Below are 16,442 nucleotides of genomic sequence, written 5' to 3'. Positions count from 1 at the left end.
ATCGGGCTGCCGGCCAAGGTCATCAGGAAGCTCGTCAGCAAGGCCGACGACACCGTCCAAGCAGGACGGAGCGCGAGGAAGACCGGCAAGGCGGGGTGCAGCAGCTTCGTCCCCGGTACCCGCGTCACCATGGCCGACGGGACGACCAAGCCCATCGAGGACGTTAAGGTCGGCGACAAGGTGATCGCCACCGACCCCGAGTCGGGCCGGACCCGCGCCGAACCGGTCATCGCGGTCATCACCAGCAACGGCGCGAAGAACCTGGTCCGGGTCGCGGTAGACACCGACGGCGCACGCGGGGACGAGGTGGGCGTCGTCGTGGCCACCGAAAGCCATCCCTTCTGGGCGCCCGGCTCGGACGAGTGGCAGGACGCGGGCTCGCTCACGCCGGGACAGTGGCTGCGGACCAGCGAGGGCCGCCTTGTCCAGGTCACGGCCATCCGCAAGTGGAGCGCCAGCGATCAGCGCGTGCACAACCTGACAGTTGCGAAAGCCCACACCTATTATGTCGAGGCGGGGCGGCAGGACCTGCTCGTCCACAACGTCGGTCCCTGCATCCCGGGCCCTGCTCGGTATCACGACGAGGAAGGGCTGTCCCATTCGTTCGATCGTCACGCGCAGCAGTGGTATGGGAAGGAAGTGAAGAAGGAGAAGCTGCTCGACGGCTGGAAGAACCTCATCGAACGAGGGATGAAGTCGACGAAGGTGGTGTTGTGGAAGACGGGAAGCACCGAGACCTATGGGCACCTGATGCGTGTGGATGGGAAGTGGTTCTTCGTGCAGTTCGCCCGCTCCGACGGGCGCCTGATGACGGCCTTCGTCCCCAACCAAGCGCAGCTTCGCCGGATCCTCAGCCTCCTGAAGTAGGACGTCCCCATGCCCAGTAGCCCGCTGTCCCCGGAACCCCCGCACCTGTCGTTCGGGCTCTACTCGGAGCACGGAGAGAGGCTGCTGCTGTCGCAGGTGTGTGCGGCGATCGGCAGCGGCGCGGGCGGGCTGACGGGGGTGATCGGCGTGGCTCCGCGGGACAGCCAGTTCGAACTGGTGAGCGACCTGGGCGCGGACTACTACGAGACGGAGTTCCCTCTGCCGCACGCGGCGGCCGTCGTCAGCGATGCCGACCCTGAACTGCGAGCCGTCAGGGTCGGCTTGCGGCACGAACTGGTCGGGGCGATGGTCGCCGGTTATGACTGGTCGGACAGCGGCGCCGATCACGCCGTCTCCGTCTTGGCGGAGGCCGGGCCGCTGGGCGTTCCGGACGAGATCTGGACCGGCGCGGAGAGGCGGCGGGCGAGGAAGCGGGCGGAGCGGTTCGTGGCCCTGATGCGGCACGTGTGTGACGAGGTGGATCCCCTGTACGGCGCCGTGGGCGTCGAGATGTCGATGCCCACGCCGCGGCTGCTCGCCAGGTCACGGAACGGGCTGGGGGATCTGTACGTCTCGGATCGCCTCATGTCCCGATCTCCCGCCCTGCGCGATGGGTTGTCTGGCTGCTTCGCCAAGGCTCAGGTCGATACCTGGGGCAACGGCACCTACTTCTCCTCGTGGGGGCCGTTCAACGGCGCTGGTGTGAGCGCCCCCCACGCCGAGGAGATCTCGCGCGAGGCGGTGCGGCTGCTCGGACGGGCGCTGGCTCGTTGACCGAGGGCGGTAGCGCCAGGGCATGCGGCTTCACGTGGGATGCGCCACGTGGACGCCCACGCCGTGGCAGGGGCGGTTCCTGCCACATCCGCTCGCGCCGGCCGAGCGGCTGAGGGCCTATGCTGGTGCAACGCGGTGGAGGACGTCACTCAGCGGCGAAGCCTGAGCGACAGATGCTCAAGAGCTCCACATCCGTGCCGAAGCCCCCGCCAAGCACCTGGTCTCCTGCTCCCCGAAGCAGCGGAAAGGCCGGAACCGGGTTCGCTCAGTCGTGGGCCGCTCGGTCACCGACCGGCTGATCCTTCCAGCTGCACTCCACGACTCTCTGGACACACACGGTCCAGCAGCTCGACCTACCTCGCAATCGCCGTTCTCCCGCCGGCACCGCAGCTACGCCCGAGATCCTGCTGGCCAACTCGCGAAACAACAACACGCGGCGGCGGATGGTGGCCCGCCAGCACGGAACAAGAACTGTTCAACCCCGGGAAGGTCGGCACCACCCGCTACCAGTACCGGGGCGCAGTCATCCCTTCCCTCCGGTCGAGCCAGCACGATGAACACTCGCTGTCCGTGGCCATGTAAAAGTGGGCCAGACCCACACGCACTTGGCCGTTGACAGCGTCGCTGGTGAAGATTCGAGGACTCTGTCTGATGCAGGTAGCAGGATGGCTTGACCTGTGGGCTCAAGGGCCGTGGTCGATGGCTCTGCGAAGACACTGCGTCGGGGTCAGCGCCGTCAATGTCGATCTTAGTTGTGGAGGTGGGCTGAGGCTGAACGCCCCAGATTCAGGTCCTGAACTGGGGAAACGGCTTCAAGATCATTCCCCGTATGTCCCCTGATCATGGTCGTACGGCTGCGTACGGGCACTGTCCGCTGCCTATCGAAGGTGGCGAAAAAAGACCTGCGGCTGTGAAACCGCAGGTCAGAGGCCTTAAATGCCGATCTAGGTGAGTGCCCCTGGCAGGGTTCGAACCTGCGGCACCCGCTTTAGGAGAGCTCGACTCGCATGGAGTGGATTTTGTCTTTTGATGGGCGATATGCGGTTGGCTGGTTGACGTACGCCGATACCTAACCAACGATTTCCTATGTCCGTCACCTGACCGCCGTTTGGCCTGCTCAGAGCAACAACTGCGGTAGGAGTCGTGCAAGGCATTCCCGCTCTTCAGATGCGAGTGTCCTGTAGTTATCAGCGCGCTCAGCCCGCGTCGCTGCGAGGCGTTGTGGAAGACCTCGGGTGGAGATGGGGGCGCCAGGCGCGAGATGGAGCGGATGGCCCGCTCGTCCCTCGGGCCCGACCTGCCGCATGTCAACCGCACTGTCTGTGCTCAGCACCCTGATGGCCCAGATCGGACGATGTCGGACCACCTGGACCATCTCGCTCGCTTTAAGGACGCTGTACGGTCACGACGTAGAGCTCGGAGTCCTTGATCTTCGCCAGGAGCGGGTCCAGCTGCCCCGGCCAGACGGCCACCGTCAAGGTGTCCGGCAGGACGTTGAGGATCAGCACGCCGTCGAGGGTGAGCGGCGAGTCGCCCGGGATCCGCAACGACGCCACGGCCCCCGCCGACGCCACGCCCGCCGAGAGCCTGCCCGGCCGCAGCGTCACGATCGCCTTGCCCGCCAGGGCCCCGGACGGCAGCCTGGGCCCCAGGACGCCCTCCGGCAGTTCGGCCCCCTTGGGCAGCCCCTTCAACGGATACCTGCCCATCAGCGCGCTCGCACCCCACCCCTCCACGTCACCGGAGACCAGGACGTGGTACGGGGGTAGGGCCTGGGCCGCGCGCGGAGTCCCTGCCGGGGCCAGATCCACCAGCTGCCCGACGGCCGCGGCGAGCACCCCGGCCACCACCACGACCGCCAATGGCCACCACCGCCGCCCCGCCGATGCGTCCCGCCGAGAGACACCGGCGTCCTCGACGGGCGACGCACCCGCGTCAGGGCCGGCACCACCAAGAGGGGTGGCACTGTCAGGAGGCGCGACACCACCAGGAGGTGCGGCAATCACCGGAGGTGCGGCATCCGGCCCGGGAACCGGTGCGGCGTCCCCTGCGGGAGGGGCCTCTGCCGGGTAGCCCAGGCGGCCTTGGCTGTCGATGGCGCCGATGGCCCACAACTTGTCCAGCTGCCGCCACCGCTCCGGCTCCTCCCCATAGCCGACGGGGCGCGACAGGCCCATGGCGTCTAGCAGTCCCCACCGATACACGTCGAAAGCCGATCGAAAGAGCATCGCGTACGGCTCCGCGACCCGCACCGTGGCCCGGTAACCCAGCCAAGCGACCAGCACCCCGCCCCAGACACAGGCGGCCACGCCGTACCAGGGCAGCAGCAACGCCGCCAGGATGCCCCCGGCGATCGAGAAGCCCAGCCCGAGCCAGGTGACGGTGGCCATCATCTCCATGGCCGTCGCGGCCGACGCCAGTGACTGGCGGAAGACCTCGGGCAACGTCGGATACAGGCGCGGCCAGGCCCTGACGGCGTCGATGCCGTACCGTTCCCTGCTGTGCTCCTCGGCGCCGCGCAGCAGGTTGCCGAGCCGGGTCGGCATGAACCTGGTCTCGTCGATGGGGTAGGTGAGCATGCGCGGATCGTGGTGGTCCATCCCGGCGTACAGCCGCTGGTGGCGCTCGCGTCCCCGGCCGGCTAGCCTGCGGCCGCCGGGCAGGGTGTCCCAGTAGCCTTCGAGGAGCCGGAGCACGAGCGTGCGCTGACTCGCGACGATCTGGGTGAGCAGCAGGCCGGCCAGCAGCGTGGCCGCGGAGAGCAGGATCCGGGCGTTGACGTCGAGCGCCGACCACCAGCGCAGCGCGGCGGCCCAGCCGACGCCGGCCAGCACCACACCGAGCAGCGCCATCGCGAAGGCCAGCACAGGCAGGAACGCGGTGACCAGCGTGCGGCGCTCCAGCACGCCCGAGGCCGCTTCGAACAGCCCTCCCATCAGCCGGGCCAGATCGGGACGAGCTGATGACCACCGCCGCACCGGTAGGTCATGGCCTGGCTGAACCGGGCGTAGGAGTTCGCCCTGCCGCAGGTGGCGCAGACGACGCGAGTCTCACCGGGAGGGGTGGCCTCGCCGTAGGGCGCGTAGTCGCCGGTCAGCAGCCGCGATCCGCGCCTTCTCGCCGCGCGGGCTATCTCCGCCGCGAGCACCTGCGCGGTCACGACGCCGACCGGGCGCCCCGCGCGTTCCGCCACGGCGGCAGGGAGCCCGTGACGCAGCCATTCCAGCAGTTCGCGCCAGTTCAGCAGGCTGGTGACTGTCGCGTCCGAGTCCACGACGAACGCGGGCCCCGCACCGCCGGGACCGATCAGTCCGACCGTCGCGCCGTCCTCGCCGACCACCACGGCGAAGCCGCTCGCGGGCGGCTCGGCGGACCGCTCGCACACCGTGAACCGGTCGCTCATCACGTCGGCGACGCGCCGTTCGCGAATCATCGCCAGTCACCTACCAGGACGAAGGGCGCCCAGTGGAAGGGGTCGTCGAAGGCGCGCAACGTGTAGTCGGGCGGCTGATCGTCCTGGGGCACTCCCGCTCTGAGCCCGCCCATCCGCGCCGCGTGCCGCTGCTCGCCGGTGATCCCGGGCAGCTTCAGCACCTCCTCGTACGTGATCGCGGCGGTGGCGAAGTCCCAGGCGGCCAGCCGCAGTTCGGCCTCCTCTAGGAGGAGCGTCGCGGTGGTGACGGGGTCGTCGCTCAGCCGGGTGCGGGCCTCCGACACGTGTGACAGGGCGTCGGACAAGGTGCGTTCCCTGAGCCACAACTGGGCCTCACGCAGGGCGTGGGCCTTGCTGAGCCCGCCGTCCAGTCCCGCGTAGAACCTGCCGAGCAGCATGGTGGTGGACAACTCGTCCACCCGCCACAGTGACACCAGGGCCGAGGGCGCGCCGGCGTACAGCAGGGCGCGGATCAGGCCGATGAGCTCGTCACCTGGACGGCGTTCGCTCAGGCCGGTCTCACAGGCGGCCAGCGTGACCAGATCGACGTGGAGCGAGAGGCCCATGATGTCCTGGGCGGTCAGCCGGCCGTCGGACAGCTCGATGCCGGACTTCATCGGGTCGTCGCCGTCGAAGGTCCCGTGCGCGGTGAAGTGGAGGATGTCCGGCGAGGTCGTGGCGTCGGCGAGCTTGTCCATGAGCGTGGCACGGCGGGCGCCGGCGCCCGAGAGCAGTTCGTGCCGCGCGAACGTATGGGTGATGGCCGCCGCCTGCTCTCTGGCGAAGACCAGCGGATATCTGCCCTCGGGGTCGGCCACGACCAGCGCAGACTCGCGCCTGCCTTTGCGTTTGGCCTGGCAGAAGCGCAGGACGGAGGCGCTGGGGATGAGCGCGACGGGGTTGCGGTCGATCAGCGGCGCCCCCTCGGCCGTGAGGGCGTGCAGCGGCAGCGTGTGCAGGGCGTCGTGCGGTACGAGGTACACCATGTCCCCCGGCCGCGCCCACTCGAGCACTGGTTCGGCCAGCCGCGCCAGACGTTCGTCGGAGAGGATCTCGGCGTAGCCCTCCTTGAGCGATGGCCGCACCTCTCTGGCGAGTTCGTGTAACTGACCACGGGCGAGGTCGATCCTGGCGAAGGCGGGCTCCTCCGCCTCGGCGGTGACGCCGAAGGCCAGCACCGCATCCTCGGTGACGTAGTACTCGACCAGGACCAGTCGCATCGCGTCCCTTTCCTCCGACAGTGCGCGGATGTCGGACCAGCTCAGCTTGTCCCCCCTGCGCAGGGAGACGTACTCCGGTGCCGGGCCCGCGAGCCGATCCTCCAGCGCGCCGAGCTCCTGACGCAGCTCCGTGCGCGCCTGGTAGAGCTCGGCCCGCCCGGCACCACCCCGTTGCAGGACCGCCTCCACCTCGCGCAGCCGGAAGCGTGCCGCGGCTTCGGCGGCCAGGTCGGCCGGGGGCACCCCGGCGGGTTCCGGCAGCGCGATGCCGCTCAACTGGCGGACCATCTGCTGACTGCGGGCGGCGTCGGCCCATTCCAGCGCCGCCGCGTGTTCGTCGAGAAAGGCCGACAGGCGGACCATCATGTCCAGCGCGTCCAGGCGAGACTCGGTGAAGTACGCGAGGGCGTCGTCCCCGTCGGCCAGGCTCCGCCGAACGTCGTCGAGCGCCGCCACCGCGCGCGCGTAGCCCTGTCGTGCCTCCGGGAAGCGTTCGCGAAGCATGTCCAACTCCGCGAGCAGGACCCGCGTCTCATACACGTTGCGCGAATCGCCCATCTGTACGGCGATGGACTCGGCCTCGCGCAGGTGCGATTCCGCGGTGCCGAACTCGCCCTCGTCGCGCGCGATGACCGCCAGGTCCGCGAGGCTGTTGACGGCGGCCCGCGAGTAGCCCGCGCCGCGCTGGATCGCCAGGGCTTCCTCGTGGAGGCGGCGGGCGTCGGCAGGCCGCCCTGCCAGCTGCATGAGCGACGCCAGCGCGCCCAGGTCGTCGGAGACTCCGTGCGCCGCGCCGATCTCACGGTTGATGGTGAGGGACTCGCCGAAGCACCGCGCGGCCTCGCCGTGGCGGCCCTGCTCGTCCAGGAGCCGGCCCAGGTTGTGCAGAGCCAGGGCCTGGTTCTCCCGGTCGCCCGCGCGCTCGTAGGCGTCCCTCGCCTCGCGTACGTGGATCTCGGCCGTGGCGGGGTCGTTGAGCAGTTCCATGACCATCCCGAGCGTGATCCGTACATGGCCGGTCTGCAGGTCGTGAGCCTGTCCGGCGAGCGCCTCCGCTTCGGCCAGGACCGGCTCCAGCAGGCCGCGCGCCTCAGCGAGATGACCGAGGTCCTTGAGCGCCACGGCCAGGTTGACCGTGGCGCGGACAGCCTGGCGAGCCAGGTCCAGGCGGCGGAAGTCCGCGAGCGCCTGCCGGTGGCGCTCCGTCGCCGACGCCAGCTCGCCCAGATCCCGCTCCACGAATCCCAGCGTGTCGAGCGTTTCGGCGCGTCCGCGAGCGTCGCCGCCGTCCAGGAGGGCGACGGCCTCCCGCAACAGTGCCGCCGCCTCCGGGCTGCGGCCCAGCCGGTGCAGGAGCAGGGCCAGATTCTGCCTGATCGCCGCTTGCGTCTCCGGGCCGGCCCGGCCGTCTGCCAGGCGCATCGCCTTGCGGTATTCGCGCTCCGCGTCGTCCGCTCTGCCGACCAGGACGCGGCGCCTGGCCTTGATGGCGTGGGGCATCCAGGGCTCGCCGGGGTGGGATCGTCGTAGCGGCATGGCGCCTCCATGCCCGATTTCCGTAACGCGGGTGGGGGGTCGTGGGGGGTTACAGGTCACGGGCCGACTCCGTGAGCAGCGCCCTGATCTCGTCGTACGTGATGGGTGTGCCCGAACGGAGAGCCACGTACTCCGCCGCGCGTCCGCCCTGCTCGGTCAGCAACCGCCAGATGTGCTCCTGCCGGTCCCTGGCCTGGCGGCGGCCCCTGAGCGGTCCCGCCTTGTCGCGGGCGATGCGCATGCGCCGTGCCTCGGAGCGCAGCCGCTGCTCGGCCGCGGCCTCCTGCCCGAACAGCCAGGCGAGGTAGAGGTCGGCGGCCTTCGCGCCGGAGTCGTGCAGCCGCACCAGCGCCTGGCGCGTGCGGACACGCGCGCCGACGGCGGCGTCGTGCGCCTTGGCCCACGACCAGCCGACCGTCCCCTCCGGCCCTTCGTCGGCGGGCATGCGCCGCCCGCCCTGGGTGACCGCCTCCCAGTAGGCGTCGCTGAGGCGGACGCGGCTCTCCGCCGCGCGCTCAGCCGTCCGCTCCTCGTGCAGCAGCCTCGCGGCGATGTCCGGTATCCAATGGTCGGCCGGGCGCGGCACCGTTTGGCCGAGCAGGTCGACGAGGTCGCGTGAGCGAGCCCGTTCCACCAGGTCGAACGCCTTGACGAGGGCTCCCTGATCGGCACTGGTCACGAGCAGCCGCACCACGTCCTCGTGCAGCGGCTCCAGGGTCGCGGCGTAGGCCAGGCGGTGTTCGCGCTCCAGCAGGTCGTCCCTGCGCCGGTCCCTGATCACGCCGGCGACTTCGAGGCAGGCCAGGGCCCGCCGGGTGTCGAAGGTCTTGAAGGCCGCGCCGCACACCTCCAGGACCTCCACCGCGACGACGTCGATGTCGTCATGCAGGAGCCGCCGCCCCGCCTGGCGGAGGAACTCCGCGCCGAGCTCCACCGCGCCCCCGTCCAGCAGCGCCATGCCCAGCTTGACGAGGCGGCTGCCCGGCACCTTCAGCCTTCCCGCCAGCACCGCGGCCAGGAGCTCACGGCGCCCGAGAGGCACCAGTGACTCCTCCAACGCGTCGATGCCGAGCTCGAAGATGCGCAGGTCCGCCGGGGAGGAGGGGAGCGGAACGTGCAGGCTCGCCATCACGACGCTGACCGGCCCGCTGCGTTTCAGCCCGCCCGACCTGACGATCCGGTCGTTGCCCGTGCCATCGGGCTGGTACGGGATGTCGCCCACGCTCTCCAGGAAGGAGACCGCGCGTTCCCGCTGCCCACGCGCGCACAGTATGGCCGCCACGTCGATCATCACCCTGGCCCGTACGGCCGGGTCGATGCGCGGGTCGCCCAGCGCGTCCTTCACCTCGGCCGGGTCTCCGGAGGCGTCGATGTCCAGGCCCGCCGCCCAGGCGTCCCGCGTGAACAGCGCGCGCACGTTGGGCATGTCCGCCCGCCTGCACATCTCGGCAGCCTCCAGCTGGGCTCTCCGCGCGTCCTCCGGGTAGCCGTGGAAGGTGTAGGCGAAGCTTAGGGCGAGCAGGCAGCGAACGCGGTGCGCGTAGTACTCGGCGCGCAGCCCCGTCGTGTCGTCGCGCGGCACCTCGACCATGTTCAGCAGGGCCATCGCCTCGTCGATCCAGTGGACCGCCAGCTCCACCCGCCGGGCGAGGCCGTTCTCGAAGTCGTCCCACTGCTCGGGCGGGGGCGGGATGAAGACGTTCATGCAGATGCGGATCGCCGACTCCGACAACATCTGCACCAGCGTGAAGTTGGGCCGCCCGCCCCGGCCGCGGGGGACCTCCTCGCGCCACGCCTGACGTGCCACGTCGCGGTGCCCCCCGTCGACGTAACGCATGAACAACGAGGCGTCCAGCCGGTGCAGCCCCACCGCGGGCCCGGTGAGGAAGCGCCGCGAGAGCAGCGCCTGCGCGCCGGCCGCGAGGCAGAACGTGGTGGGCAGCGCGGAGGTGGGGGCGTGCACGACGGCGCTGAGCAGGCAGAACCACACGGGGAAGAACGAGAAGCCGTAGGCGACCGCGAAGCCCATGCGATGGCGGAACTGAGGAGGCGCGTCCAGGGAGCGATACGCCCGCTCGCTCAGCCTCAGGTATGCCTGGAGCACGATCGTCAGGGCGGCGGCCGGCACCAGATAGGCCACCACGCCGGCCTCCGTCCCCGGTATCCGTTCCGTCCAGAGGAGGACGAAGCCGCTGCCGACGGGGCTGAGGGCCAGCAGCGCGAGGAACACGATCCAGGAGATCGACGAGACACGGACCTCGGTGCGGCGGTAGCGGCTCAGGTTCCTGGTGACCTGGAAGAACCACCGGTGCAGTAGCACCGCCAATGCCAGCCCGGTCCAGGAGGCGGCCGGGGCCCCGTGTACCCACAGGAGCACGATCGGCACGGCGAGCACCGCGTATCCCGCGTACTCGGCCACGCGGGCGATGCGCCCCGAGCCCCGGCGCCCGGACAACACCCAGCCGGAAGCGGCGAAGATCACGACGTCCATGCGCTGGTCGGAGACCACCGTGTGCAGCCACAGCTGCACGATGCCGTACACCACGACGAGCGGCACCAGCCACCACAGCAGCAGGTGAAGCTCGGCCCCGCGCAGGAGGAAGGCTGCGGTCACGCCGATCCCGCACGCGGGACTGCCGACGGCGCCCACCGCCGCGCCCGAGAGCGCGAGGAGCGCGCCATCGCCTTCGAGGGCGTCGAACGGCCCGGCCAGCGCCCAGCCGACGGCGAACCACAGGCACACCCTGCCGAGGCGGAGAAAGGGGTTGATCCGGAGGAATTTCAGCAAGGCACGCGCCCACGAATCCTCGTCCATACCGCCCCTCTCCAGCCGTCCCATCCTGGTATCGCTGGAAGGCGCCGCATCGCTTCGCCGGTGACGGAAATTGTCCATGCCCTGCGCCATGATGGCCCCGCTCGTGTCGTACATGGGATTGTGGAGGAGCTGTCATGACCGCGCATGGGACGCCCGGTTGGTCTGATTTCGTGTGAAGATCCTGGAAGGATCTGGATCTTGTCCGCGCGGGCAGTGAATGACGTCGAGGACCTGTCGGTCGGAGTTACGTCTCTTCATGAGGAAGGTCAGGGAGAGGCGGCGCGAGGGCGCGCTCAGGAACTACATCGGCAGGCCTGGCGGTGGGCCCTGGGCAACTCTCGACCTGATGGCCGATTGCCCTCCGGCAAGGTTATCGCTGCCCAGTGCTCCCGCAGTGACCGATGGGGTCGCTGGATCAAACGGGCGGGATGCGCTGGCCGCTTGTAATACCCTGCTGACGGCAGATGATGACATATCCCGTCGGGGCGTCGGGAACGGGCATCGGTCTCGAACTGGGTCACGGCGGCCTGCAGGTCACCCCCGTGTGGGGGTGACTCGGATCTCCTCGCGGCCGACATCTCCGAGGAAGCCCGCTCCCTACGCCCGGGCCTAGGGTTGACACCATAGCCTTCGCCGCAATCGCGATCGGCGAGTACCTTCCGGGCGACCGGCTGTCCGCCGAACGCGAGTTCGCCAAGATCCTGCACGTGAGCCGATCGACGGTACGCAAGGCCGTGGGTCGGCTGTTGGCCATCGGCATCATCGACATCCGGCGTGGCCGACAGGGCGGCGCGTACGTACGCCAGACCTGGACGAGCGCGTCGGCCGAGACGGTTCAGCGTACCCTGCTGCCCCGGTGGGCGGAGCTGGAACAGACCTTAGAGCTGCGTTGCCTGGTCGAGGACATGATCGCCCGGGTGGCCGCCCAGCGCCGTACCGACGAGGACGCCGCCCGATCCGTGCGGCGCTGGACCGTTCGCCGCCGCGCGGACACCGCAGGACAAGCACGCCGCAGACATCGCCTTCCATCAGAGCATCGTCGGATCGACCCGCAATCCCCAGATCATCCGGCTCAGCCGCGACTGGCTCACCCAGGTGAGCCTGGGCTTCCCCGTCGAGTCCTACGACTCCGACCCGGCCGTGTACGAGCGGGCGCTCACCGAGCACACCACGCTGTGCGAGGCCATCACGGTGGGCGACGAGCAGTGCGGGCGAGATCGCCCAGGGCCACTTCGCCATCAGCAACGAGGCGGTACGCGAGGTCCTGGCCCGCGGCCTGGGATCGCCGGCCGACCGCGGCCCCGAACACTGACCGGCCGGGCGGCACGGGGCCGAGCCGTCGGAGGAAGGAGAACCCGGCGGTCTTGGCTGGGAGCGCGCGGGAAGCGCAGACCAGATCGCCGGCAGCCCGCCCGTTAGGGTGGGGTGCCATGACATCCTTCGAGGAGGCGGCGGAACTCGGGCGTGCCGAGCACGGGCTGGCGGTCGTCTCCACGCTCCGCGCCGATGCGACGATCCACACCTCCGTGGTGAACGTCGCCTTCATGCCGCATCCGCTGACAGGAGCGCAGGTCGCGGCGTTCGTGACGTACGGCAAAGTGAAGCTCGCCAACCTGCGGCTGCGCCCGCAGATCACTGTGACCGTGCGGTCGGGGTGGCAGTGGGCGGCCGTCGAGGGCGGCGCCGAGCTCGTCGGGCCCGACGATGCGCACCCGGAGGTCGACGCGGAGCGGCTGCGGGTCCACCTGCGCGAGATCTTCACGGCCGCGGGGGGTACGCACGACGACTGGGACACCTACGACCGGGTGATGCGCGAGCAGCGCCGCACCGCGGTATTCGTGACCCCGGCGCGGACCTACGGCAACGGTTAGGCGCAGGGCCACCGCCGGGACCGGGCCTTGGGGCGCCCCGCGTGGACCTCCGGCCCGCCCCGCCCGTGCCTCGGCCGGCTCGTATGGTCACGCGTCCGCGAGGTACCGACGCCGACGTCAGACGAGGTGGCCGTCCAGTGGCAGGACCGGCGCGTCCACCGAGACCGTCTGCGGGTATTTCAGGCCGGTGCCGGTGTTCAGCAGCACCACCCCACCTCGTCCCCGCCGATCCAGCCCGAGGCGCGCAGCTTGCGGGCCGCGGCGAAGGCTGCCGCGCCCTCCGGACAGACGAAAGCGCCTTCCAGGGCCGCGACCTGCCGCAGCTCGGCCAGCAGTTCGGCGTCGGTCCCCGCGGTTTCGGCCAGCGCCTTCAGGATGAGGAAGTCACCCAGGGGCTTGGGCACGTTGAGGCCCACGCCACCGTACGGGAGTTCGCCCAGTGCCGGCTCTTCCGCTCTCCATGCTCGGACGCGCGGACGATCGGTACGCAGGCCTCGGCCTAGACCGCGACCAGCCGCGGTAGCCGGCCCGAGAGCCAACCGAGCTCCGGCAGCCCGTTCAGGGCCTTGTGGATGCCGATCAGGCCCACGCCGCCGCCGGTCGGGTAGAGGATCACATCGGGCATGCGCCAGCCGAGCTGCTCGACGATCTCGATGCCCATGGTCTTCTTGCCCTCGATGCGGTACGGCTCCTTGAGCGTCGAGGTGTCGAAGACCTGACCGTCCGAGGCCGCGACCAGCTCGCTCACCGTCCGTCCGGCGTCGCTGATCAGCCCGTCCATCAGGTAGAGGTCCGTACCGGATGCCACGCACTCCCGCCGGGTGATCTCCGGCGGGTCCACAGGCATGACGCCCGTGGCGGCCAGTTTGGCACGGGCCCCGTAGAGCGCCCAGGCGGCACCGGCGTTCCGTTGGTCGGCATGGCCAGCAGCTCGATCCCCAGCTCGGCCGCGCGGGACACTCCGACCGCGGCACCGCGTGCCTTGAACGAGCCGGTGGGGATCAGGCTCTCATCCTCCATCAGCAGCCGCGGCCCACCGATCCGCTCACCGTAGCGCGCCATCGGCAGCAGCGGGCGTCATCCCTCACACAGAGTGATCACCGCCTCCGGGATCCTGACTGGCAGCAGCTCGTGATGGCGCCACAGATCCAGCATGCGCCGCGCGCGTGTCCCCTTCGGACCCAAGCTCAATTACGAAGCCAACTCGAAGCATGCGACGGCAGTTTGGGGAGCAAGGTCGGCCCCGAGCCGACGAATGCCGAGGCCATGCTTCACCGGTCACTCAACGTCAATGAGAGAAGAAGGACCGCATACGATGCCGCGACCGGTGACTACTTGTCTTCGCTCAGACGGGCGGCGCCACCTGGCACGGCTACGTGGTCACGTGGCAGCTCTGGACCAGAAGTCGAAGAACATCTTCATCCGGGCTGGGATCTTCAACAGGAAGGGGAAGGCTCTCTAGCCTTCATCGAGACGCATGAATTGGGAGACCGGAGAAGGCCTGATCGGGTGTGACGATCCCGAAGAGGTCGACGCGGCGTTCGACCGAGGCGAACCACATGTGGGCGTGGCGGTGATCGGCTTGGCGCTGAACTGCCCCGACGTCGATGTGGTCGCGCCACGAGCGATCCGTGCGATATCTTCGGGCAGGCACGAGCTGCGAGGTCAAGGGCTGACTGCCCTGTCCCACATGGTCAGGCTGACGAACCAAGCAGACAGCGCCTCTGTCGCTTTGCTCAGACCGCTACTCCGGGATCCCGAGATGCGTGAGGTGGCCGAGAACTACGCGGCGGACCTCTGGACTTATGTCCCTCACAGAGACCTGCCCGCCTGGCTCCACCGCTGGTCTTACATGTACCTACTCAGGCACAAAATCGCCATCTGGTGGTGGAGCATCACCCGGCGCGGCTGAACCGTTAACCTTGGCAAACAGAAAATCTCAAGGTAGGGCTGGTATGCCGGGTCGGACCGTTCTGGAGATCGGCGCGTCTGCGCAGTCCGCGGCGTTCGCCCACAGTTGCGTCAGTGGTTGCTCTCCACTGCTGCGCCACCAGCGGCACAGCCCGGTCGCTCCGAATGCCCGCCCCACCTCCCCGGCCTTCGGGGCGAAGGCCGCTGGGTGGGGGCCAAATCGCGCTGGTGATCAAGCCTTTATCGCCGCTGATGGGCGAGCCAGACACCGCCGGTAGGTGGGTCAGGAGTAGTTGGTGAATCACTGGGTTCGGTGGAGACCGCTCTCATGGCAGCGCTGGATTGCGGATTCCCGCGCATCCGGTCGACCAGAGGCCCTTGGTGCCAAGGATGCGACTTGGTCTGATGCCGGCTCTTCTCGTGGCGTGTGCGTTTGTGTTCGAGGTCTTACGGCTACGAGAACGGATGCATGTATGGGCGTTCTTTGACCCGGTCGTAGATGTGGTGCAGCCACGGCTGCCGGATCGACGCCAGTCGCTCCAGTGCGCGGAGGAACACCTGCCCATCAGGGCGGAAAGGAGCGATTGGCAGCAGTGGGGGTGAATCGTCACGGCGGACCTCGGCAGGCATTCCGCGCGTCGCCGGCACGAGTCGCCGGTCATCGTTGTAGGCCAGGTACGTCCACACGTTCGCGGCCAGTGGCACCACCGTTCCTGCGTCGCACGGCCATGTCTCGCCGGTTTGCGGATGCTGCGGTACCAGGGCGATGTCGGTGAGCCGGTGGGCAGGCCGGGGCCGGCCAGGGTGAGGTGTCGTTCCGGTGGTCCCGGTGGGAGCAGGCCGTCGATCGCCCGGCGGAACGCTTGTGCGACGGGTCCGTCGGGGACGGTTGTGCGCTTGCCGTCTGAGGCCACCAGCAGGTGCGCCAGTGCCACTGCGACTGCGGCCTCCCAGGGGGCGTTCCAGTACTCACGTGGGTCGGCGGGTGGCGTGCTCGGCAGTTCCTCCCAGTCCATCACTTGCTGGACGGGCCGGTGACGGCGACGGGGTGTACGGCGTCGGGTTCGAGCCACACCACTTGCCAGAATCCGCAGTCGTCGACGCGGGTCGCCACCGGGGAGCCGCATGTCGCGCAGGCGAGGTTGGGGCCGTATTGGCCGTCCCAGCAGCAGCAGCAGCCCAGCCGTTCGGGGATGAAGGCGGTTCCGCGGACGTCGCCCGGTGCAATGCCGATCCTGTTCGGGGGCCCGGTGATGCGGTACATCTGCAATCGGGCGCCGGGTTCTTCAGGCTCAGGTTCCCATGGTTGCCAGGGTTGGCCGTTTCCGGGGTCTACGGCGTATGTTCCTGGCTCCAGCAGGTGGGGGAGCAGGTCATGGCCGTACTTCTGGCTGGAGTGGTCGGGGAGTGCCACCCGCGCCACCTTCGCGGTCAGCACGGTGCCGCATGCTGTACAGGCGAAAACGACCAAGCAGTCTCCTTTGTCGGGCCGATGCGATCATGGTGGCGCAAATCCTGCCTCGCGCGGAAGGGCGGATTGTACGCGGGCGGGCGCGGTAGGGGGAGACGGTGCGAGCCCATCGTGGATGGGCAGTGTGTCGAGGGTGGGGAACTGGCCGCATGGTGGCGGTAGCGCGGCGATGAACGGGCACCTCTGGTGGGGAGTTGCGCACGTATTTGGCACGATTCCTCGTGGCGGTCGTCAAGTTTTGGTGCGGCCGTAGTGGTTGCCGGAGGACGGGATGGCGGGAATCTAGGGCCTGAGCTGGGGAAACGCTATCAAGATCATCCCGTGTATATCCCCTGATCATGGTCTTACGGCTGCATGCTGGCACCGTTGGTTGCCTATCAAGGGCGCAAAATAAAAGACCTGCGGCTGAGAAACCGCAGGTCAAGGGCCTGAAATGCCGATCTAGATGAGTGCCCCCGGCAGTGTGCTGGTTCAGGACATAGGAAACCCATGTCGCAAGACATAGGAAACTTCAACAGAGTGTGTCTCGGGACATAGGCAACCA

Annotated in this window: 12 protein-coding genes and 2 pseudogenes; 6 read left to right on the top strand and 8 right to left on the bottom strand. The window is 69.1% G+C overall.

Going from position 1 to position 16,442, the window contains the following annotated elements; all coding sequences use genetic code 11:
- Nucleotides 1-129 precede the first annotated feature (129 nt).
- Together AB0C27_RS54770 and AB0C27_RS54765 are read left to right on the top strand one after the other, a co-directional pair.
- Nucleotides 130-867 (top strand): polymorphic toxin-type HINT domain-containing protein, encoded by a 738-nt coding sequence (locus AB0C27_RS54770; protein ID WP_357862977.1) that lies wholly within the window; start codon nt 130-132, stop codon nt 865-867.
- Between the two features lie 9 nt (nt 868-876).
- Nucleotides 877-1,641, top strand: a complete 765-nt coding sequence (locus AB0C27_RS54765) for a hypothetical protein (protein WP_357862975.1) — start codon at nt 877-879, stop codon at nt 1,639-1,641.
- A gap of 1,385 nt (nt 1,642-3,026) precedes the next feature.
- On the opposite strand, the gene AB0C27_RS54760 is transcribed toward AB0C27_RS54765, so the two are convergent.
- From AB0C27_RS54760 to AB0C27_RS54745, 4 genes are read right to left on the bottom strand one after another with little or no spacing between them, the layout of a single operon-like run.
- Nucleotides 3,027-4,577: a hypothetical protein gene (locus tag AB0C27_RS54760; protein ID WP_357862973.1), complete on the bottom strand. Its 1,551-nt coding sequence runs from the start codon at nt 4,575-4,577 to the stop codon at nt 3,027-3,029.
- Nucleotides 4,577-5,074: a hypothetical protein gene (locus AB0C27_RS54755; RefSeq protein WP_357862971.1), complete on the bottom strand. Its 498-nt coding sequence runs from the start codon at nt 5,072-5,074 to the stop codon at nt 4,577-4,579. Before AB0C27_RS54755 ends, AB0C27_RS54760 begins: the two co-directional genes overlap by 1 nt.
- On the bottom strand, nt 5,071-7,830 hold the full coding sequence (locus AB0C27_RS54750; protein WP_357862969.1) for a CHAT domain-containing protein: 2,760 nt from the start codon (nt 7,828-7,830) through the stop codon (nt 5,071-5,073). The genes AB0C27_RS54755 and AB0C27_RS54750 overlap by 4 nt, the downstream gene beginning before the upstream one ends.
- A gap of 49 nt (nt 7,831-7,879) precedes the next feature.
- Nucleotides 7,880-10,618 (bottom strand): hypothetical protein, encoded by a 2,739-nt coding sequence (locus AB0C27_RS54745; protein ID WP_357862967.1) that lies wholly within the window; start codon nt 10,616-10,618, stop codon nt 7,880-7,882.
- A gap of 650 nt (nt 10,619-11,268) precedes the next feature.
- Between AB0C27_RS54745 and AB0C27_RS54740 the strand changes: the two are divergent.
- From AB0C27_RS54740 to AB0C27_RS54730, 3 genes and pseudogenes are all read left to right on the top strand, one after another.
- Nucleotides 11,269-11,367: pseudogene (locus AB0C27_RS54740) on the top strand (hypothetical protein); the annotation flags it as partial.
- A 295-nt stretch (nt 11,368-11,662) separates the two neighbouring features.
- A complete protein-coding gene (locus tag AB0C27_RS54735) occupies nt 11,663-12,064 on the top strand; it encodes a hypothetical protein (RefSeq protein WP_357863045.1) in 402 nt (133 codons plus the stop codon).
- Nucleotides 12,065-12,075: 11 nt separating this feature from the next.
- Nucleotides 12,076-12,516: a TIGR03618 family F420-dependent PPOX class oxidoreductase gene (locus AB0C27_RS54730; protein ID WP_357862965.1), complete on the top strand. Its 441-nt coding sequence runs from the start codon at nt 12,076-12,078 to the stop codon at nt 12,514-12,516.
- A gap of 197 nt (nt 12,517-12,713) precedes the next feature.
- Here the strand turns inward: AB0C27_RS54730 and AB0C27_RS54725 are convergent, their stop codons facing one another.
- Both AB0C27_RS54725 and AB0C27_RS54720 read right to left on the bottom strand, forming a co-directional pair.
- Nucleotides 12,714-12,920: a hypothetical protein gene (locus tag AB0C27_RS54725; protein ID WP_357862963.1), complete on the bottom strand. Its 207-nt coding sequence runs from the start codon at nt 12,918-12,920 to the stop codon at nt 12,714-12,716.
- A 95-nt stretch (nt 12,921-13,015) separates the two neighbouring features.
- A pseudogene (locus AB0C27_RS54720) lies at nt 13,016-13,411 on the bottom strand (pyridoxal-phosphate dependent enzyme); the annotation flags it as partial.
- Nucleotides 13,412-13,993: 582 nt separating this feature from the next.
- On the opposite strand from AB0C27_RS54720, the gene AB0C27_RS54715 reads away from it, so the two are divergent.
- Entirely contained in the window at nt 13,994-14,428 is a 435-nt protein-coding gene (locus AB0C27_RS54715; protein WP_357862961.1) for a hypothetical protein, read from the top strand.
- A gap of 452 nt (nt 14,429-14,880) precedes the next feature.
- Here AB0C27_RS54715 and AB0C27_RS54710 read toward each other — a convergent pair whose 3' ends face one another.
- Complete coding sequence (locus tag AB0C27_RS54710) at nt 14,881-15,132, bottom strand: hypothetical protein (RefSeq protein ID WP_357862959.1); 252 nt, start codon at nt 15,130-15,132, stop codon at nt 14,881-14,883.
- Nucleotides 15,133-15,442: 310 nt separating this feature from the next.
- Complete coding sequence (locus AB0C27_RS54705) at nt 15,443-15,898, bottom strand: hypothetical protein (protein ID WP_357862957.1); 456 nt, start codon at nt 15,896-15,898, stop codon at nt 15,443-15,445.
- Nucleotides 15,899-16,442 lie beyond the last annotated feature (544 nt).

The organism is Nonomuraea sp. NPDC048882 (genome assembly GCF_040649755.1).
GTDB classification, from domain to species: Bacteria; Actinomycetota; Actinomycetes; order Streptosporangiales; family Streptosporangiaceae; genus Nonomuraea; species Nonomuraea maheshkhaliensis.
The sequence above is the reverse complement of the archived record's forward strand: the minus strand, read 5'-3'. Positions and strand labels throughout refer to the sequence as shown.